This is a genomic window from Puniceibacterium confluentis (assembly GCF_007923445.1).
Taxonomy (GTDB): Bacteria; Pseudomonadota; Alphaproteobacteria; order Rhodobacterales; family Rhodobacteraceae; genus Puniceibacterium; species Puniceibacterium confluentis.
Map to the genome: position 1 here is coordinate 124951 of NZ_VOJI01000002.1, position 19219 is coordinate 144169.

Genomic DNA, 19219 nt, shown 5'->3' on the forward strand with positions numbered 1-19219 from the left:
CGGTCACAGCACCACGCGATGCGCGGCCAGCCCCCGGACACTGGTCGGCACGCAAAAGGTCTGACCGGCCAGCGGATCGTTCCCGGCTGCGCCCTGCGCCGCCGATGTGACGAACAGCGTGCTCAGATCCGCGCCGCCAAAGGCCGGACAGGTGGTCTGGGCCGCCGCGACTCCCAGCGCCGTCAGGAACCGTCCGTCCGGCGAATAGCAGGCCACGCGCCCGGCGCCATACTGCGCATTCCAGACATTTCCCTGCCCGTCACAGACCGCGCCGTCCGGGCGCAGTTGTTCGTCGCGCAGGTCCAGCCAATCCTCGGGGTCGGCAGCGGGCCAGCCCTCCTGATCCAGCGTCACCCGCCGGATGATGCCGGTCGGCGTGTCGGCGAAATAGGCATAGGCACCGCCGGGGGCAAAGCAGATCGCGTTCGAGATCGTTATATCCGGATAAAGCAGGCGCAGCGTGCCCTTGTAGAACCGGTAGATTGCCCCCGCTCCGGGCTGCGCGGCCTTGCCCATCGTGCCGATCCAGAAACCGCCCCAGGGATCGGCCCGCCCGTCATTCGAGCGCGTCACCTGGTTGTCCGCCTCCAGCGGGCAGATGTGGGTCTGCGTCGCGGTCGCGGTGTCGAAACTGAACAGATCGCTTTCAGAGGCGATCAGCAACCGGGTGTCATCAATCCACCCCGCGGCCGAGACCATGCGGTCGAAATCCCAGTGCCGCTGGCCCTGTGCGTCGCGGGCATAAAGCCGTTTGCCAAGGATATCGCACCAGTAAAGCACTTGGGTTTCGGGGTGCCAAAGAGCGCCTTCGCCCAGCTGACACGCGGTATCGCTGTAGATCAGGTGGGTCATGCGCCTGCTCCGGCATCATAGGCGGCGACGATGTCCCGGGCCCGCGCCGCGATATCAGCCACGGTGCGGCCCGGCACGTACAGACCTGTGCCGATGCCAAAGCCGGTGGCCCCCGCCGCAAACCAGTCGGCAAAGTTCGCCGCCGCCACGCCGCCCACCGCATAGGTCCTGGTGCCCTTCGGCAGCACCGCCGCCATCGCCTTCAACCCTTCGGGCCCGATCAGCGAGCCGGGGAAAAGCTTGATCCCGTCGGCACCATTGCGCAGCGCCATAAAGGCTTCGGTCGGGGTCATCACCCCGGGATAGGACAGCAGTCCGGCGGATTTGGTGGCCACGATCACCCGCTGATTGCAGTCGGGCGAGACCACCATATGGGCGCCGATCTGCGCCAGGCGCAGCACTTCCTCGGGGGCGAGGACGGTGCCGGCTCCGATGGTCGCGTGGTCTGCGAAACCGTCCAGCATCGCCGTGATGCTGTCGAACGGATCCGGAGAATTCAGCGGCACCTCGATTTTGGTTATTCCGGCGTCGATCAGGGCCTCGGTCACGGCGGCCGCCTCGGGCGCGGTGATACCGCGCAGGATGGCGATGATTTCACGGCTCATGTGGTTTCCTCTTTTGCCTGGGCGGCCTTCAGCCCCTCCAGCGTCATACGTTCGGCGTCGGCCAGGGTCACGGGCACGGATTGCGCCATCAGCGCCGCGCGATAGGGGGCGGCGATGGCCGTATCCCCAAGCAGCGCCACCTGCTGGCCCAGCCAGTAGGGTTTTGCCGCCGCGAGTTCCGCGCCAATCAGCAATCCCGAGAGCCGCGACCGGGCTGCCGTCCCGTCAAGATCGTGCAGCAATGCCTCGGCGCGCAGGCCAAACAGGCTGGCGGCCAGGGACTCGGGGCGCGACATCACCCTGTCCACGGCGTCGGCAAATGCACCCTCGTCCCAGCCGCTGGCTGGCACCGAATGGCGCAGAACCGACTGGCGCGACAACAGCGCGAACAGCTCGCCGGTCATGAAGGTGCGAAAGCTGACGATCTCTCCGGCCGAGACATGTGCCCATTTGCAATGGGTGCCCGGCAGGCAGATGATGCCGTCATACCCTGGATTGAGCGCCAGGAACCCCGCGATCTGCGTCTCTTCGCCCCGCATCACATCTGCGGGGTGCTCTTGCTTCACGCCGGGCAGAATGCGCACCCGCAGGCGCGGATCGGATGTGCCCACCAGCCGTGTCTGTCCCGCCGAAGGCGGTTTGCAGGGAACAGTCGCGTAAGGGGCTTCGGCCCAGCCCTGCCGCGACCCCGCCATACCGCAGATCATCACCGGGGTGCTCTGCCCCTCGGGCAGAGCCTCGCCGATCAGAGCCAGCAGGGCCGGTTCGAATCCGTCCGGCTCGAGCTTGCCCATGCCGTCGCCGCTGTCGCGGCGCGCAATCACCTCGCCGCCCGCGCCCATGAGCCAGACCCGCAGATGCGAGGTGCCCCAGTCCGCCGCAATCCATGTCACCGCGCCGCTCATCCCGTCACCACCACGCCGCCATCGACGGCCATCAGCTGGCCGGTCATCATCCGGCTGGCCTGCGAGGCCAGAAACAGCGTCGCCCCCACGATGTCTTCGGGCAGGATCTCCTGCTTGAGACACTGCCGGTCCAGCTGGGCCGCCAGCGCCTCGGGGGTGACCCAGAGGTCGCGCTGCTTTTGTGTCATCACCCATCCCGGGGCCAGCGCGTTGACGCGGATGCCGTCTGCGCCGAATTCCCGTGCCAGCGACCGGGTCATCGCGGTGATGCCGCCATTGGCCGTGGTGTAGGCGGGGTAACCCGCGTTGCCCATCATGTAGCTGATCGAAGAAAAGTTCACGATCGCGCCATGCCCCGCCGCCTGCATCCCGGGCAGCACCGCCTGTGCGGCAAAGAAGTAGGCCTTGAGATTGATCGCCTGCGACCAGTCCCAGAATGCCTCGTCCACGTCCAGTGTCGCATGCCGTCGGTCGTTGGCGGCATTGTTGATCAGGATCGTGATCGGGCCCTGGGCTTTGGCGACATGGTCGATGGCGCCGCGCAACGCTGCCATGTCGGTGATGTCGCAGGGCACAAAGACCGGCGCGGTGCCGTGCCTGGCCTCCATTTCGGCGACGAACTCGGAGGCATCCGAACGCTGCACAAAGCCGACCCTGGCGCCCTGCGCCAGGAACCCGTCGGTCAGGGCCGCGCCGATCCCGGAACCGCCACCGGTGATGAACACCGACGCGCCCTTGAGATCATGAAAGGTGGCCTGTGACATCAGTGGCTCTCCCGCGTGACAAGGCGGGTATCCTTGCCCACCAGAAAATCCAGATCCGCGCCCTTGTCGGCTTGCAGCACGGTATCGACATACATCTTTGCGTAGCCGCGGGTGTAATGCGCGGGCTCCGGCGTCCAGGCGGCGCGACGGGCGGCAAGCTCGGCGTCGGAGACCAGCAGGTCCAGGCTGCCCCTGGCTGCGCTGACGCGGATCCTGTCGCCGGTCCTGACCAGCGCCAGCGGTCCGCCGGCCTGCGCTTCGGGCGCGACGTGCAGGATCACCGTGCCAAAGGCGGTGCCCGACATGCGGGCATCGGAGATCCGCACCATGTCGCGCACCCCCTGCTCGACCAGGACCCGCGGGATCGGCATGTTCCCCACCTCGGGCATCCCCGGATAGCCGCGCGGCCCGCAGCCCTTGAGCACGAGGATGGTATCGGCGGTCACCGGCAGGTCGGGGCGGTCGATATTGGCCTTCAGGTCCTCGATGCTCTCGAATACATGGACGGCCGCCTCGTGTTCCAACAGGGCTTCGGTCGCCGCCGAGGGCTTCACGATGGCGCCGTCTGGGGCCAGATTGCCCCGCAGCACCCGCAGCCCGGCGGCAGGTTTGAGAGGGGCATCAAAGGCCCGGATCACATCGCGGTTCCAGCATTCGGCGCCGTCATGATAGGCGGCAATGTCGCCGCCAAGAACCGTGCGCGCCGGACGCAGAAGATGGCTGAGTTCCTTCAGCACCACCGGCATCCCTCCGGCATAGCAGAAATCCTCCATCAGATACTGGCCTGACGGCATGCAGTTCACCAGCAGCGGCACCCCGGAACCGATCTCGAAATCCTGCAGGGAGAGGTCAATGCCGACACGGCCCGCCAGCGCCAGCAGATGCACCACCGCGTTGGTCGATCCGCCAACCGCCGCATTGGCCAGAATGGCGTTTTCGAACGCTTCCTTCGTCAGGATGTCCGATGGCTTCAGATCCTCGTCCACCATTTCGACGATGCGCTTGCCGGTGAGATGCGCGAGCGCCATCCGCCGGGAATCCACCGCCGGGAGGGCGGCGTTTGTCGGCAGGCTCATGCCCATCGCCTCGACCAGCGATGACATCGTCGACGCGGTCCCCATCGTCATGCACACACCCTTCGAGCGGGACATGCCGCTTTCGGCGTTCATGAAATCCTGCAAGGTCATCTCGCCCGCGCGCACCGCTTCGGAGAATTTCCACACATCCGTGCCCGAGCCGATGTCCCTGCCCTGCCATTTGCCGTTCAGCATCGGACCGGAACTGACCACAATGGCCGGCAGGTCAACCGAGGCCGCGCCCATCAACTGCCCCGGCGTGGTCTTGTCACAGCCCCCGAGCAGCACGACGCCGTCGATGCCATAGGCGCGGATGCTCTCTTCGACATCCATCGCCAGAAGATTGCGGAACAGCATCGCCGTCGGCTTCATCTGCGTCTCGCCAAGGCTCATCACCGGGAACTCCACCGGCACGCCACCGGCCTCCCAGACGCCGCGCTTGACGCCTTCGGCCAGATCGCGCAGCCCCGAATTGCAGGGTGTGAGTTCTGACCAGGTGTTGCAGATTCCAATGATCGAGCGGCCGTCAAAGGCGTGGTCCGGATAGCCCTGGTTCTTCATCCAGGACCGGTGGATGAACCCGTCCTTGTCCAGCTTGCCATACCATGCGGCGCTGCGCCGTTTCTTCGTCATTCTGCTTTCCTGCCTTCAACGACCCACATGGTGAGAGGATAGCACCACGGCAGGGTCAGACCGTGTTGCATGAGGTACGCCCCGGACAGCGTCACATCAAAGGATTTCAGCAGCGGCGTGCCACGCGACAGCGCCACCGCCTCGGCCCGGTTCACCAGCGTGATGTCATACCGCGCCTGTGGCTCCAGCCCCGCCAGCGGCAGCGGTCGCGGTCCGATCTGCTCGGACGCCGCGATCTGCGCCGCAAAGACCACAAAGCGGCCGCGGTCCCGCGCGATCTGGATTTCCGCCAGCACCGCCGGATCGGCACTGTCGAGCCGCAGGATGTCGGCCGCCATGCGCCAGTCGCGGTTGTCCTTCCACCAGCGCGTCACCTGTGTCAGCACCGTCGCCTCTGCGGGCGTCAGTTCGCGGGGGTCCATTTCGAACCCCATCTGCCGCTGCGCCGCCACCCAGGCGCGGAACCGCATGTCGATCACCCGGCCCGAGGTGTGGCAGAGCCGTGGCCCCACGTGGCTGCCGGTCACCGCCGCGGGCAGGAACAAGGCGGCCTCATGCTGGATGCGCGCCCGCTCAAGTGCATCGTTGCTGTCGGACAGCCAGACCCGGGCGCACCGTTCCATGATGCCGAAATCGATCCGCCCGCCACCGCTGGCGCAGGTTTCGATCTCGACGTGGGGAAACGCCGCGCGCAGCCGGTCCATCAGCGCATAGGTGCCGCGCGCCTGCGCCGCATCCGGCATCGGCAGCACCCGGTTGTGATCCCACTTGACATAATCGATCGGATAACGCGCCAGCAACGCAGCGATCCGATCGTACAGATAATCCCGCACCTCGGCACGCGCCATGTCCAGAACGCGCTGCTGCCGCCCTTCGATCTGATCGTCCGGACCGAGGATCCAGTCGGGATGGGCCCGCGCCAGATCGCTTTGGCGATTGACCATTTCCGGCTCGAACCAGAGGCCGAACGACAGGCCCAGGGTCTCGAGATGCGCGATGAACGGCTCAAAGCCCTCTGGCCACTTGCGCGGATCGATCTGCCAGTCCCCCAGGGAACTGGTGTCGTCGTCGCGCATTCCGAACCAGCCATCATCCAGAACAAAGCGTTGCGCCCCCAGATCGGCGGCGCGGCTGGCAATGTCCTTCAGCTGCGCCAGATCGTGGTCAAAATACACTGCCTCCCAGCAGTTGTAATGGACCTTGCGGGGCCTGTCCGGCGCGGGCCAGGTCACCACCCTGTCGCGCAGATGCCGCTGGAACGCCGTCCCGACCCCGTTGAGCCCGCTGTCCGACACCGTCAGGAACAGCCCCGCGGTCTCGAAGCTCTGCCCCGGGGCCGTGTCGGTGCCCGCCGCATGGCCAAACTGCACCTGACGGCGCCCGTCCGGCAGTTCTTCGGCCAGCATCCGGTGTCCGCCGGACCAGCCATAGTGCAGACCGTGCACCGTTCCGCGCGTGTTGGTGGCACCGTCACCGGTGAGCAGCAGCCCGGGGAAATGCGCATGATCGCCGCGTCCCAGACGGCTTTCCCGCAGGTGCACACCGGGGCGCCAGGCCAGGCGGTTCAGGCGGAACTCGCCGATCCAGCGCCCCGAGACGTCGATCATCGACCCGTTCTGCGGCGCCGGCAGCACCGGTGCGGCGAGCCAGTCGAGCCGCAGCGGCCGGTCGGCGTGCAGTGCCGCGCTGGCGCGGATCACATGGGTGTCGGCAAACACATCAAACCGCGCCTCATGCAGCAGCCCTGCCGCGTCGTCCCGGTGCCGCAGGACAAGGCCGTCCGCGATGTGTTCGGCACTGTGAAACACGAACCGCGGGTGGATCGCTGCCCCGTCCAGCCTACGCACCACCATCCCCGGCTGTCCCGGGAAACTGCGCGCCGCCTCGGGGCACAGGCTCAGCGGCGGCAGCGCGTCGATCATGCCGCCGGTGACATCTCCGACCGCCAGTCCGGCCACTGCGCCAAGATCCTCGTCCGCGGGCAATGCGCGCCCCCAGTAGACGATCCCCACCATCTCGCCGTCGGGCGCCGCCAGAACCAGGGTCTGGCGGCCGTCATCCAGCCTCCAGCTCTGCATCACTTGACGGCTCCCAGCGTCAGACCGGCGATGAAATGCTTTTGCATCAGGAAGAACATCGCCACCGGAGGCAGGGCCGCGACGATGCTGCCCGCCGACATCAGGTGGTAGGCGGCGCGGTACTGCGCGTTGAAGCTGGTGATGCCGGCCGTGACGGGCTGGGATTCCGCGCCCTGTGTCAGCACCACGGCCCAGAAGTAGTCGTTCCAGATGAAGGTGAAGATCAGCACTGCCAGCGCCGCGATCGCCGGCTTCATCAGCGGCAGGACCACGTACCAGAAGATCCGCCACTCGGCCACGCCCTCGACCCGTGCCGCCTCGATCAGTTCGAACGGCAGGGCGCGGATGAAGTTGCGCATGAACAGGGTACAGAAGCCCGTCTGGAAGGCGACATGGAACAGCACCAGGCCGAGTTTGGTGTTGTAGAGCCCGAGGTCCAGCGTCAGATCCCGCACCGGGACCATCAGGATCTGGAACGGGACAAAGTTGCCGGCGACAAACATGAAGAAGATCCACAGGTTGCTGCGGAAGCGGTAGATGCCCAGCGCAAAGCCGGTCATGCAGGACAGGGCCACGGCCCCGATCACCGTCGGCACGGTGATCAGCACCGAGTTCATCAGATAGCGCGGCATGTCGCTCTCAAAGAACACCTTGCCGTAATTCTCGAACCCGGCAAAGCGCGACGGCACCCCCCAGTAATCGCCGTTCGTGAAATCCACATCCGGCTTGATCGAGAACATGGCCACCGCGATCAGCGGCAGCAGCCAGGCCACCAGCATGACCGGCAGCAGCCCCTGGTAGCCCAGTTGCCAGCTGCGCGGGGCCTTTTCGATGGGTGTCGGAAACATGTCTCAGACCTCGTGCAGGGTGTCGGTGTTGCGGAAGTGAGTATTTGGAAAGAGAAGAAATGCAGGTGCCGTGACCCAGGTGCCGACCGGCGCATGTGCGATCCGCCCGCGGCGGTGGGGCCGACAGGTCATCGTCCCGTCTCTTCGCGGTACATCGACCAGAGGAAGTAGGCGATGAAGACCAGCATGATCAGGAACAGCACCACGGCGATGGCGGCGCCATAGCCCATGCGGAAGCCGTATTCCGACAGGGCTTTTTCGAACATGTAGAACGAGAGCACCCGGCTGGATCCGAACGGGCCGCCATTGGTCATGATCGAGATCAGGTCAAAGCTGCGCAGGGCGCCGATGATCGTCACGACGAAGGCGATGAAGGTCGCGGGACGCAGTTGCGGGATGATCACGAACCACAGCATCCGCCAGCTGCGGGCTCCGTCCAGGCGCGCCGCCTCGACCTGTTCGGGATCGACGGCGTTCAGGCCGGTGAGGTACAGGATCATGCAATAGGCGGTCTGCGGCCACAGGCCGGCGGCGATGATGCCGTAGGTCACCAGTGTCGGATCTCCCAGCACATTGATCGGTCCCAGACCGACCCAGCCCAGCAGGATGTTCAGCAGTCCGAAGGTCGGATCGTAAAACCAGGTGAACACCAGGCCCACGACGACCTGAGAAATCACGAAGGGAAAGAAGAACAGCGATTTGTAGAGCCGGATGCCGGTCACCGTCTGGTTCAGGAACAGCGCGATGAACAGCCCCCCGGGGATTGCCAGAAGGTAGAGGACCAGCCATTTGAAGTTGTTCCACAGAGAGGTTTCAAACGCCCGGTCGCTGCCCAGATCGCGGTAGTTCTTCAGGCCGACATATTCCGGCGCCCCCAGCCCGTCCCATTTGTAGAGTGACAGGTTGAAGCTCTGGAACACCGGAAAGATCACGTAGAACAGAAAGAACAGCAGTCCCGGGGCAAGGAACAGCCAGGGCGCGATCGCCTGGGCATTGCGTCTGCGCGGCAGAGGCGCCGAGGTTGTGGGAAGGGTCGCATGGGTCATGGCTGGAGTCCTGTGACGGAGTCGGGGTCCGGGCAGCGGCGGTCCGGCGGGCAATACCCGCCCGGACACATCCGGCCCGGACGCGCCGCAGGGCGGGGGTGCCCCGCCCCACCTGATCAGTAGATGCTGGAGCGCGCGCTTTCGAGCCGCTGCAGGATGTCCTCGAGGTTGTCCGGGATCACCATGAACTCCTGAAAGCCTTCCATCGCCACCGCGGCCATTTCCGCCGGGGCATCGCGGTCGAAGAACTGCGCCACGCCGCCCGGGCTGTTGGACGAGAGCATTTCGAAGCCCTGCTTGAGGAACTTGTCGTCATCCACCGACGACGCCGCATTCACCGGCAGCTGGCCCAGCGCATCCCCCGCGTTGATGATGGTCTGGTTTTCGGCTGACACCACAAAGCGCAGGAAGGCACGCGCGGCCTCCTTGTTCCTGGCATTGGTCGGGATGTGGAACGTGTCGGTGGGGGCATCCTCGGCCAGCGCCACGTCGGGGTTGATGCGCACGAACTGGTAGAAATCCAGCTTGTCGTCATCAAGCCCGGCCTCGCGCAGCGGTGCGACGGCGAAATTGCCCATCAGGTAGGCCGCGGCATCGCCGTTGACCATGAACGGCAGCGCCTCCTGCCAGGAATAGGACTGGTGGTTGTCGATGAAGGCGCCCATGTCGATCAGCTCGCGCCAGTTGGCAAAGGTCGCGCGCACTTGGTCCGAGGTCCAGCTTTCCTCGCCATTGGTGAGCGCCGCGTGGAAGTCGTAGCCGTTGGTGCGCATGTTGAGGTAGTCAAACCAGCCGCCCGCCGTCCACAGGAACTTGGTGCCAATGGTGTAACACTTCACACCATTGTCGAGCAGGGTCTGGCAGTTGGCCTTTTCCTCGGCCCAGGTGGCGGGCTCGGTCAGGCCGTACTGATCAAAGATGTCTTTGCGATAGTAAACGCCCCACTGGTAGTAGGTATAGGGCACGCCCCACTGCTTGCCATCCAGCGTCATCGCGCCCTTTGTCGAGGCCAGGTTGTCCGCGATTTCAGGCTCGGCCCACAGGTCCGAGATATCGTCAAACAGGTCCGCGCTCACATAGGGCCGCATGCGGTTTGCCGCGTACCAGTTGGTCACATCCGGCGCGTTGGCGGTGAGGAAGTTGCGGATCTGCGTCTTGAACGCCTCGCGGTCGATCACCGTCAGCTCGACATTGAGGTCGGGGTGCATTTCGCCAAAGCGGGCCACCATCCCCTCCATGACCGCGCGCGGCGCCGGGTTGGACATATCCGAAAAGATCACAAGGTCGCCCGACAGGGCATGTGCCTCGGCGAAGGCCATCGGCGCTGTGGCAAAGCCGAGCGCCAGCGCGGCGGCTGTGGTTCTGAACATGGGTGTCATTGGGTCTCCTCCCCAGAGTTTCCAAAATCGTTTTTGTTCCATTTATTGAAACCTTGTTTTGTATATTGAAAACATAACCCCGACTCGCCTATGCTTGTCAACAGCCGAGTCACCCAGGGCCCGGAAACGGAGGAACGTCATGACAGTGGAAACCGCGCAGACCACGGCGGGTGATGGCACGGTCGGCAAGGCGCTCGAAGTGCTGGACCGCGTGGCCTCTTACGGGCGACCGGTGCGGTTCTCCGAACTGCTGGCTGACGCGCCCTACCCCAAGGCGACGCTCTACCGTTTCCTGCAGACGCTCACCAATCAGCGCATGCTGGCCTATGATCCGGATCGCGGAACCTATGTCCCCGGGATCCGCCTGGTGCGGCTGGCACATGCCGCCTGGGCGCAGTCCTCGCTGGCGCCGATCGCGCGCACCCATCTGGACCAGCTCAGCGCCAGCGTCGGGGAAACCGTGCATCTGGCGCAGTTCGACCATGCCCAGGTGCTGTATGTCGACAAACGCAATGCCCGCCAGCCAGTCGAGATGTTCAGCCAGGCCGGCAAGGTCGGCCCGGCCTATTGCACCGGCGTCGGCAAGGTGATGCTGGCACATCTGCCGGGCGACGAGCTGGACCGCGCGCTTAAGCAGCAGTCCTGGCACCGGTTTACCGAACACACCTTCTGTGACGCCGAAACGCTGCGGGTTGAGCTGACGGCGATCCGCGCCCGCGGCTATGGCTTTGACAACGAGGAACACGAGCCGGGAATCATCTGTGTCGCCGTGCCTGTCCTGACCGCAGGCGGGCGGGTGCTGGGCGCCCTGTCGGTCACCTCGACCACGGCACGCACCGACATTGCCCGGCTGGGCGAACTGGCGCCACAGCTGACGACAACGGCCCGGAACATCGCGCAGGAGGCGCAGACCTGGGCCTTTCCGCAATCCGACACACGACATCAGGGAGGAGCCTGAAACATGTCTCAAGTGACACTGAGCGGCGCGACCAAGCGCTATGGCGAAGTTGAGGTGATCCACGGCATCGACCTCGCCATCGACGACGGAGAATTCTGCGTCTTCGTCGGCCCGTCGGGCTGCGGCAAGTCGACCTTGCTGCGCATGGTCGCCGGTCTCGAAGAGACAACCGCCGGCCGGATCGCCATCGGCGCCCGTGATGTGACCCGGCTGGATCCGGCAGAGCGCGGCGTGGCGATGGTGTTCCAGACCTACGCGCTCTATCCGCACATGACGGTCGAAGAGAACATGGGCTTCGGGCTCAGGATGAACAAACACCCCAAGGCCGAGATCCGCGAAAAGGTGGCCGAGGCCAGCCGTATCCTCAAGCTGGATCCCTACCTCAACCGCAAGCCCGCCGCGTTGTCCGGTGGCCAGCGCCAGCGCGTCAGCATCGGGCGGGCCATCGTGCGCGGCCCCGAGGTGTTCCTGTTCGACGAGCCGCTGTCGAACCTCGACGCCGAGTTGCGGGTGGAAATGCGGGTCGAGATCGCGCGTCTGCACAAGGAAATCGGCGCCACCATGATCTATGTGACGCACGATCAGGTCGAAGCGATGACCCTGGCGGACAAGATCGTGGTGCTGCGCGGCGGCCATATCGAACAGGTCGGCGCGCCGATGGATCTTTACCGCGATCCCGACAACCGGTTCGTCGCCGGGTTCATCGGCTCACCGGCGATGAATTTCCTGTCCGGAACGGTGACGTCCGCAGGGGTCAGCCTGCCCGGCCTGGATCTGACCCTGCCCGCGCCCGCCTCGGCCCGCAGCGGCCAGCAGATCGAGGTCGGCCTGCGCCCCGAACATCTTTCGGTGTCCCGGGATGGGCCGCTGACGGTGGACCTGACAGAGAGCCTGGGCGGTGTGTCCTATGCCCATCTTCTGACGCCGGGCGGCGAAAAGCTTCTTGTCGAGGAACGGGGCGACACCCGGTCGCGGACAGGTGACAGCCTTGGGGTGACGGTGGACCCCGGCAAGGTGCTGTTTTTCGACGCCAACAGCGGCAAGCGCCTGCGCTGACCCTCCGGCCGCCGCCCGGCAGCGCGGCGGCCGTTTCTCGGCGCCCCTGAGCGACACCACGGGCTCCGGCCCGGCACCCGCCCTTTTCCGGGGGCTATCCAGTCAGGTATTCCAAGCACATAGAACCGCAATCGCCCTGGTCCAAGCTGTCCTGTTTCCCGGCAGGCGCAAGGCCTTGCCAAGGGTCCGGTTCGGCATGGCCCGAAGATGCTTCACATCGGTGTTTCACATCGGGCGGAATGGCAGCCGGGTCCCTGGTGCGCCCACGACCCGAGACCGCGGCTGTCCCCGTCGGCGGCACCGGGCCGTTGCCGCGATGCTCACTCCGCCAGAGGCACCATGTCCACGGCATGGCGGCTTTTCTGCCCGCCGGACGAGCGCACCGCCCCCTTGAGCGGTGCCACGTCGGAGTAATCCCGGCCGACGGCCACGCTCACGTGGTCAGCGCCGACCATCAGGTCGTTGGTCGGGTCATACTCGACCCAGCCCAGTTCCGCGCCGCACCAGACCCGGACCCAGGCGTGCATCGCATCCGCCCCTTCCAGCCGGGGTTGCCCCCGGGGCGGCTCGGTGCGCAGGAAACCACTGACATAGCCCGCCGGGATGCCATGCGCCCGCAGCCCGGCGATCATGATATGACTGAAGTCCTGGCAGACACCATGACGGTTGCGAAACGAGTCCGACGGCGCCGTGTTCACATCCGTCGCCTCGGCATCAAAGCGCATCTCCCGGTGCAGTGCGCGCCCGACGTCGCACATCGCCGCCAGCACGGTGCCGCCCTCGCGCAGAATGCTGCCGACGAACCGGGTGATCGAAGCGTCGAAACTCACCCGGGGGGACGGCGCGAGATAGTGGTGCGGGCTGTCGGGCGCAAGTCCGGGCATGGCGGCCAGTTCCTCGGCCAGACGCCGCCGGTTCGGCGACAGGTCCAGCTGGGGGGGCCGCGCCATCCGCTCGACCCGGGATTTCAAATGCACGGTCAGCCGGGTCAGCGGTTGCTGAAACCCGATTTCGGTGATGGCGTTGCCAAAGAAATCGGTCCAGTCGGCCCGCTCCTGCGGCCGCGGCTCAAAACTCACCTCGCCGGACAGCCGCCGCTGTTCGTTGGGGCGGTTCAGCGGCAGCACCCGCAGCACGTTGCGCGCCTGCACCGAGGGGGCGGCATAGGTGTAGCTGATCGAAAGGCTTATGTCATACAACATGGCGTCACGTCAGATAGGTCCGGGTCAGAAGGTCCGAGATCCGCCCAAGCGAACGGGCTGTCGCATTCAGCCGGTCGGTGTCCAGCCGCGCCGGATCGGCGACGGAAAGACGGGTTTCGATCCGCAGGATCGCGCGGGCCAGTTCCGACAGCTCGCCGTTGACTTCGGCCCCGGGCAGTTCGGCGACCAGGCGCCGGACCGAACTGACCTGATAGCGTACCGACCGGGGGTTGCGGTGGTCCAGCGCCAGCAAGTCGATGACGGTGTTGCGGTTGGTCTCGATCAGATAGCGGCGGCGGTGCGTCATCACCGAATCCCCGACCTCGATCGCAATGTCAAAACTGCCTTCCGGCGCGGTGGGTGCGGCAAAATCCGCCAGCATCCAGGCCATGGCCTGCGCCCGTTCCAGCGCCCGCCCGATGCTCAGAAACCGCCAGCCGACAAACCGGTACATGTTGTCATGCACCAGACCGCCGAAGCCGGCCGTACCGCGCAGCATGAAGCTCATCGCCCGCGCCGCCTCGTCGCCGGCCATCGGCACCCGGGCGCCGGCGATATCCGCCTCGAGCGAACGCAGCGCCAGCCAGCCGTCAATCGAGAACCGGTCGCGCACCTTGGCGGCGCAGCGGATGGCGCTGCGCAGCTGCTCGAGGATCTCGCCCGGGACCGGCTGGTCCAGACTGATCCCGGTGCGTTTCAGATAGCTGGCGATGCGCGCCACACGCGGATCATCGGGCACCCCGGTTTCGGCCAGCCGCATGTGGTACGAGCGCACCAGACGGATCAGCCCTTCGGCGCGCTCCACATAACGCCCCATCCAGTACAGGTTGTCGGCCGCCCGGCTGGGCAGCAGGCTCGGGGTGGCACGCTGGAACTGCCGGTCGACAGTGGAAAACCGGTCTGCCGGCACAGCGCGGTCCGAGACGATCCAGACATCGGCCACCGAGCCGCCGCGCCGCAGGGCCAGCGCCGTGGCGTCCCCACTGGGGCCGATGCGGGCGTAGCCTCCCGGCATGACCGACCAGCCCTGCGCGGTGCGCGCCGCAAACACCCGCAGCATCACCGGTCGCGGCACCAGCTGGCCATGCTCGTACACCGGTGTTGTCGACAGGCTCACCGCCTCCTGCCCGACCAGCCCGCCGCCCTGCGCCGCCAGTTGTTCAGAGATATCGGCAAACCGCCCGTCCGGAAACCGGCCGGCGATGATGGTGCGGTCTTCGACCTCGAACGGCAGGTCCTGTGCCAATGCATTGCCGATGGTCATGCGGTGCGATTGTGCCTGCACATAGGCGCGCTCCTTCGGCGCACCGCACCACCAGGTGGCGATGTTGGGAATCGCGAGCGGCTGGCCCAGAAGTTCCCGCGCGATCCGCGGCAGGAATGCCAGAAACGCCCGCGTCTGCAACACGCCGGTGCCCAGCGCATTGACCGTCGACAAATGGCCCGAGCGGATCGAGTTCACCAGCCCGGGTGTGCCGATCTGGCTCTTGTCGTTCAGTTCCAGCGGATCGACAAACGCCGCGTCCATCCGCCGCCAGAGCACGGACACCGGTTTGTTGCCCGCCACCGTGCGCACCATGGTGCGCCCCTGCTCGACCACCAGATCCTCGCCCTCTAGCAGCATCATCCCGAGAAACCGGGCGATATAGGCATGTTCGAAATAGGTCTCGGTGCCGATGCCGGCAGTCAGGATTGCGGCACGGCTTTCGGGTTGCGAGTCAAACCCCTGCAACACCTCGCGGAATTCACGAAAGAATTCCGACAACCGGTGGATGGTGCCATGCGGAAACGGATCCGAAAAGGCGCGCATCGTCGCCACCCGGTTTTCCAGCGCGAACCCCGCCCCCGACGGTGCTTCGGTCCGGTCCCCGAGAACAAACCACGACCCATCCGGGTTGCGGCCCAGTTCAAAGGCGACAAAGTTCAGGAAATGCCCCGAAGGCGGGTTGATGCCGACCATCGGGCGCAGCCAGGCCGGGTTGCCCGCCACCAGTTCGGTGGGCAACATGCCGCGCCGGACCAGATCGCCGGGGCCATAAAGATCCGCAACCACCCGTTCCAGCAGATCCGCCCGTTGCCGCAGCCCGGCGCTGATCTGTTTCCATTCGGCTTCGGCCAGCAGCACCGGAACATGGCTCAGCGGCCAGTCCCGTTCGGTCGAGCCTTCCTCGCGGTAGTGACGAAAGAACACGCCGGCGTCGCGCAGATACCGGTCGCCCCGGTTGAACCGGCGGGCAATGTCTTCGGCCGAGAGCCGGGCAAAGCGCTGGAGGAAGGGGCGCCAGACCGGGCGCGGCTGCCCGTCCGCGCCGATCATCTCGTCCGAGACGCCGGGTGGCACGCGATACCCGCGGATCAGCGCGGCGACAGGGTCGTGTTCGCTTGCCACACCGACGGTCACCGGTTCAGATGCCCGGTGCCCGACGCAGGTCCAGCGTCATCGGGAACTCGGGATGGGTCTGATCCTGCGGCGGCCAGTAGGCGCCCGGCGTATGGCCCAGCGGCTCGAAGCGGGCCAGCCGACGGGCCTCGGCCTCGTTGCCATTGACCGGAAAGGTCTCATAGTTGCGCCCACCCGGGTGCGCCACATGATAGACACAGCCACCCAGGGCGCGGCCCGACCATTTGTCAAAGATGTCAAAGGTGAGCGGCGCATCGACAGGCAGCGTCGGGTGCAGCGCCTCGGCTGGCTGCCAGGCCTTGAACCGCACGCCCGCCACCGACACACCGCTGGTGTCGGTCCGGCGCAGCGGCACCGCGCGACCGTTGCAGGTCACGCCATACCGTTCGGGATTGGAACACGTCAGCTTCACCTGCATCCTTTCGACAGATGAATCGGTATAGCGCACTGTGCCGCCGATTGCACCGGTTTCCCCCAGCACGTGCCAGGGCTCCAGCGCCTGCCGGATTTCCAGATGCGCACCTTCATATTCAACCTGTCCGCAGAACGGAAACCGGAACTCGGACTGCGCCACGAACCACTCCGGGTCCAGCTTGAATCCGTGGGTGTCGAGATCCTTCAGCAGATCCATGAAATCCTGCCAAAGGAAGTGCGGCAGCATGTAGCGGTCATGCAGTTCCGTGCCCCAGCGCACCGGCGTGCCATGGATCGGCGCATTCCAGCAGCGCGCGATGATCGCCCGGATCAGCACCTGCTGCGCAAGGCTCATCTTCGGATCCGGCGGCATCTCGAAGCCGCGGAATTCGACGAGACCCAACCGCCCTGTGGGCCCATCGGGCGAGAACAGCTTGTCGATGCAGATCTCGGCGCGATGGGTGTTGCCGGTGACATCCGTCAACATGTTGCGCAGCAGCCGGTCCACCAGCCAGGGCGGCGGCGGCGTGCCGGTGCTCGGGTCCGGAATCTGGCTCAGCGCGATCTCGAGCTCATAAAGCGTGTCATGCCGCGCCTCGTCGATCCGGGGCGCCTGACTGGTCGGACCGATGAACAGGCCGGCAAACAGATAGGACAGCGACGGATGCCGCTGCCAGGTCAGGATCAGCGATTTCAGCAGATCGGGGCGGCGCAGGAACGGGCTGTCGTTGGGCGTCGCGCCACCGACAACCACGTGGTTGCCACCGCCGGTGCCGGTGTGGCGGCCGTCGATCATGAACTTGTCGGCACCCAGACGGCACTGGCGCGCTTCTTCATAGATGGCTTCGGTGGTGGCGACGACATCGTCCCAGTTGTCCGCCGGGTGGATGTTCACCTCGATCACCCCGGGGTCCGGGGCGACGCGGATCACGTTGATGCGCGGATCGTGCGGCGGCGCATAGCCTTCGATATGGATCGGCAGGCCCATCTTCCTGGCCGTGCGCTCGGCGGCGGCGATGAGGTCGAGATAATCCTCGACGTCTTCGACCGGCGGCATGAACACGCAGAGCTTGCCATCGCGCGGTTCGACCGTCATCGCGGTGCGCACTGCCCCGCCGACCGGGCCAAGCTCCTGCTCGATCACGTCCTGCACCGCCTTCTGTTCCGCCGGAGCCGACACCGGCTGCTTGCGGTCCGCCGAAACTTCGGGGGTGCCGGGGTCGCCCTGATCATAGTCGGGCAGCGGGTCGCGCGGACTGCTGGGATCGGTGATGTAGGTATAGGGATAGGCGGCGGGCGGCACATGGGGCAGCGCCCCCAGCGGAATACGGTAGCCAACGGGACTGTCCCCGGGGACGAGGTAGATATGCCCGCGCCGCAGGTTCCACTTTTCGCTGCGCCACTTGCGTCCCGACGCCCTGGACTGCCAGCGCTGGATCGGCAGCACAAAGCCCGACGGTTCGGTCAGACCGCGCGCAAACACCCGCGCGATGCGATAGCGCTCCTCGGGGTCCTTCAGCTTTGAATTTTCCGGCGTGACGTTCTCGGGCAGGTTGCCTTCCTTGATGATCCATTCGGCGGGATCCTCGTAGGCGGGCACGGCCATGTCCGGCGCGATGCCCAGCTCTTCGGCAAACTGGGCAATGAACTGCCCGGCCTTTTCCGCATCCGCCCCGGTCTCGGCATTTTCCAGCGCCACCAGATCGGCATCGGCCCAGATCGGCTTGTTGTCCTTGCGCCAGTACAGCGAGAAGGTCCAGCGCGGCAGCGTCTCGCCCGGGTACCATTTGCCCTGCCCGTAATGCAGGAAACCGCCGGGCGCAAAGCGGTCGCGCAGACGGCGGATCAGCTGATCGGCGAGCCCGCGTTTGGTCGGGCCGACGGCGGCAGTGTTCCACTCGGCGCTCTCGTAGTCGTCGATTGACACAAACGTCGGCTCGCCCCCCATGGTGAGGCGCACATCGCCGGTCTCGAGCGCGGTGTCGACCTGCTTGCCCAGCGCATTCAGGCGCTGCCAGCTTTGCTCGGAGAACGGTTTGGTGATGCGAGGATGTTCGGCGACGCGGGTCACCGACATGTCAAATTCGAACTCCACCTGCGGCGTGCCCGCGGCCTGATAACCGCCCGAGATCGGCGCGGCATTCTGGTAGTGCGGCGTCGCGGCGAGCGGAATGTGCGATTCGCCGGCAAACAGGCCCGACGTCGGATCCAGCCCGATCCAGCCCGCGCCGGGCAGATAGACTTCGACCCAGGCGTGCAGGTCGGTAAAGTCGTGATCCGTTCCCGACGGCCCGTCCAGCGCATCCAGGTCCGGTTTCAGCTGGATGAGGTAGCCCGACACGAACCGCGCCGCGAGGCCCAGATGGCGCAGCACATTGACCAGAAGCCAGCTTGAATCGCGGCACGACCCCAGCGCCTTTTGCAGAGTCTCCTCGGGTGTCTGTACCCCCGCCTCCATCCGGATGGTGTATTCGATGTCGCCGGCGACCTTGGCGTTCAGCATCACCAGCCAGTCGACGATGCGGGTCTTTTCTGTCGGGATCTGCTTGATGAAATCGGCCAGCATCGGGGTCGCGGGCTCGGCCCGCCGGTAGATGGACAGATCGTCCACCAGTTCCGCGGGATAGGCGAAGGGATAGAATTCCGCCTTATCCTCGACGAAAAAGTCGAAGGGGTTGTACACCGACATATCGGCCACCACGTCGACCTCGATCTTGAACTCCCGCACCGGTTCGGGAAAGACATACCGCGCCAGCCAGTTGCCATAGGGGTCCTGCTGATGGTTCACGAAATGCGGCTGCGGCGACACCTTGAGGGAATGCGAAATGACCCGCGTCCGGCTGTAGGGCGCCGGGCGCAGCCGGATGATCTGCGGCCCCATGGTGACATTGCGGTCGTATTTGTAGTGGGTAAGGTGGTGGATGCTTGCGTAAATGGCCATCTGAATCGGCTTCCCCTGATCATTGCGGTCACCATTTCAGGTAGATCGGGCATTTGCATCC

General features: G+C 65.7%; 14 protein-coding genes. 2 read left to right on the forward strand and 12 right to left on the reverse strand.

What is annotated here, in order from left to right; all coding sequences use genetic code 11:
- Positions 1–3: 3 nt before the first annotated feature.
- The 9 genes from FOY53_RS03260 to FOY53_RS03300 all read right to left on the reverse strand — a co-directional run bounded on the left by FOY53_RS03260 (position 4) and on the right by FOY53_RS03300 (position 10177).
- Entirely contained in the window at positions 4–852 is an 849-nt protein-coding gene (locus tag FOY53_RS03260; protein WP_146585686.1) for an SMP-30/gluconolactonase/LRE family protein, read from the reverse strand.
- A complete protein-coding gene (locus FOY53_RS03265) occupies positions 849–1457 on the reverse strand; it encodes a 2-dehydro-3-deoxy-6-phosphogalactonate aldolase (protein ID WP_146585688.1) in 609 nt (202 codons plus the stop codon). The genes FOY53_RS03260 and FOY53_RS03265 overlap by 4 nt, the downstream gene beginning before the upstream one ends.
- Positions 1454–2350 carry a 2-dehydro-3-deoxygalactonokinase gene (locus tag FOY53_RS03270; RefSeq protein ID WP_439332534.1) on the reverse strand — a complete coding sequence of 299 codons (897 nt, stop codon included), beginning with the start codon at positions 2348–2350 and terminating at the stop codon, positions 1454–1456. Before FOY53_RS03270 ends, FOY53_RS03265 begins: the two co-directional genes overlap by 4 nt.
- Positions 2351–2358: 8 nt before the next feature.
- A complete protein-coding gene (locus FOY53_RS03275; protein WP_222435214.1) occupies positions 2359–3126 on the reverse strand; it encodes an SDR family NAD(P)-dependent oxidoreductase in 768 nt (255 codons plus the stop codon).
- Entirely contained in the window at positions 3126–4835 is a 1710-nt protein-coding gene (locus FOY53_RS03280; RefSeq protein WP_146585694.1) for an IlvD/Edd family dehydratase, read from the reverse strand. The genes FOY53_RS03275 and FOY53_RS03280 overlap by 1 nt, the downstream gene beginning before the upstream one ends.
- Positions 4832–6913: an alpha-galactosidase gene (locus tag FOY53_RS03285; RefSeq protein ID WP_246107265.1), complete on the reverse strand. Its 2082-nt coding sequence runs from the start codon at positions 6911–6913 to the stop codon at positions 4832–4834. Before FOY53_RS03285 ends, FOY53_RS03280 begins: the two co-directional genes overlap by 4 nt.
- Positions 6913–7761: a carbohydrate ABC transporter permease gene (locus tag FOY53_RS03290; protein ID WP_146585697.1), complete on the reverse strand. Its 849-nt coding sequence runs from the start codon at positions 7759–7761 to the stop codon at positions 6913–6915. The genes FOY53_RS03285 and FOY53_RS03290 overlap by 1 nt, the downstream gene beginning before the upstream one ends.
- A 128-nt stretch (positions 7762–7889) precedes the next feature.
- The gene (locus tag FOY53_RS03295) at positions 7890–8807 is read right to left on the reverse strand and encodes a carbohydrate ABC transporter permease (protein ID WP_146585699.1); all 918 of its coding nucleotides are present in this window, start codon (positions 8805–8807) and stop codon (positions 7890–7892) included.
- A gap of 116 nt (positions 8808–8923) precedes the next feature.
- Positions 8924–10177 (reverse strand): ABC transporter substrate-binding protein, encoded by a 1254-nt coding sequence (locus tag FOY53_RS03300; protein WP_439332535.1) that lies wholly within the window; start codon positions 10175–10177, stop codon positions 8924–8926.
- Positions 10178–10325: 148 nt separating this feature from the next.
- Between FOY53_RS03300 and FOY53_RS03305 the strand changes: the two genes are divergently transcribed.
- The gene (locus FOY53_RS03305; protein WP_146585703.1) at positions 10326–11144 is read left to right on the forward strand and encodes an IclR family transcriptional regulator; all 819 of its coding nucleotides are present in this window, start codon (positions 10326–10328) and stop codon (positions 11142–11144) included.
- Positions 11145–11147: 3 nt separating this feature from the next.
- Positions 11148–12200: an ABC transporter ATP-binding protein gene (locus FOY53_RS03310; protein ID WP_146585705.1), complete on the forward strand. Its 1053-nt coding sequence runs from the start codon at positions 11148–11150 to the stop codon at positions 12198–12200.
- A gap of 320 nt (positions 12201–12520) precedes the next feature.
- Here FOY53_RS03310 and FOY53_RS03315 read toward each other — a convergent pair whose 3' ends face one another.
- Genes FOY53_RS03315 through FOY53_RS03325 form a run of 3 tightly spaced genes read right to left on the reverse strand, consistent with a single transcriptional unit; the run spans position 12521 to position 19158 of the window.
- A complete protein-coding gene (locus FOY53_RS03315; RefSeq protein ID WP_146585707.1) occupies positions 12521–13402 on the reverse strand; it encodes a transglutaminase family protein in 882 nt (293 codons plus the stop codon).
- A 4-nt stretch (positions 13403–13406) separates the two neighbouring features.
- Positions 13407–15791 (reverse strand): circularly permuted type 2 ATP-grasp protein, encoded by a 2385-nt coding sequence (locus FOY53_RS03320; RefSeq protein ID WP_246107266.1) that lies wholly within the window; start codon positions 15789–15791, stop codon positions 13407–13409.
- Positions 15792–15807: 16 nt separating this feature from the next.
- The gene (locus tag FOY53_RS03325; protein ID WP_146585709.1) at positions 15808–19158 is read right to left on the reverse strand and encodes a transglutaminase family protein; all 3351 of its coding nucleotides are present in this window, start codon (positions 19156–19158) and stop codon (positions 15808–15810) included.
- Positions 19159–19219: the final 61 nt, after the last annotated feature.

Coding starts and splice junctions, on each gene's coding strand:
- FOY53_RS03290 (WP_146585697.1), bottom strand. CDS start 7,761: ATGTTTCCGACACCCATCGAAAAGGCCCCGCGCAGCTGGCAACTGGGC.
- FOY53_RS03300 (WP_439332535.1), bottom strand. CDS start 10,177: ATGTTCAGAACCACAGCCGCCGCGCTGGCGCTCGGCTTTGCCACAGCG.
- FOY53_RS03275 (WP_222435214.1), bottom strand. CDS start 3,126: ATGTCACAGGCCACCTTTCATGATCTCAAGGGCGCGTCGGTGTTCATC.
- FOY53_RS03305 (WP_146585703.1), top strand. CDS start 10,326: ATGACAGTGGAAACCGCGCAGACCACGGCGGGTGATGGCACGGTCGGC.
- FOY53_RS03265 (WP_146585688.1), bottom strand. CDS start 1,457: ATGAGCCGTGAAATCATCGCCATCCTGCGCGGTATCACCGCGCCCGAG.
- FOY53_RS03315 (WP_146585707.1), bottom strand. CDS start 13,402: ATGTTGTATGACATAAGCCTTTCGATCAGCTACACCTATGCCGCCCCC.
- FOY53_RS03260 (WP_146585686.1), bottom strand. CDS start 852: ATGACCCACCTGATCTACAGCGATACCGCGTGTCAGCTGGGCGAAGGC.
- FOY53_RS03280 (WP_146585694.1), bottom strand. CDS start 4,835: ATGACGAAGAAACGGCGCAGCGCCGCATGGTATGGCAAGCTGGACAAG.
- FOY53_RS03325 (WP_146585709.1), bottom strand. CDS start 19,158: ATGGCCATTTACGCAAGCATCCACCACCTTACCCACTACAAATACGAC.
- FOY53_RS03295 (WP_146585699.1), bottom strand. CDS start 8,807: ATGACCCATGCGACCCTTCCCACAACCTCGGCGCCTCTGCCGCGCAGA.
- FOY53_RS03310 (WP_146585705.1), top strand. CDS start 11,148: ATGTCTCAAGTGACACTGAGCGGCGCGACCAAGCGCTATGGCGAAGTT.
- FOY53_RS03285 (WP_246107265.1), bottom strand. CDS start 6,913: ATGCAGAGCTGGAGGCTGGATGACGGCCGCCAGACCCTGGTTCTGGCG.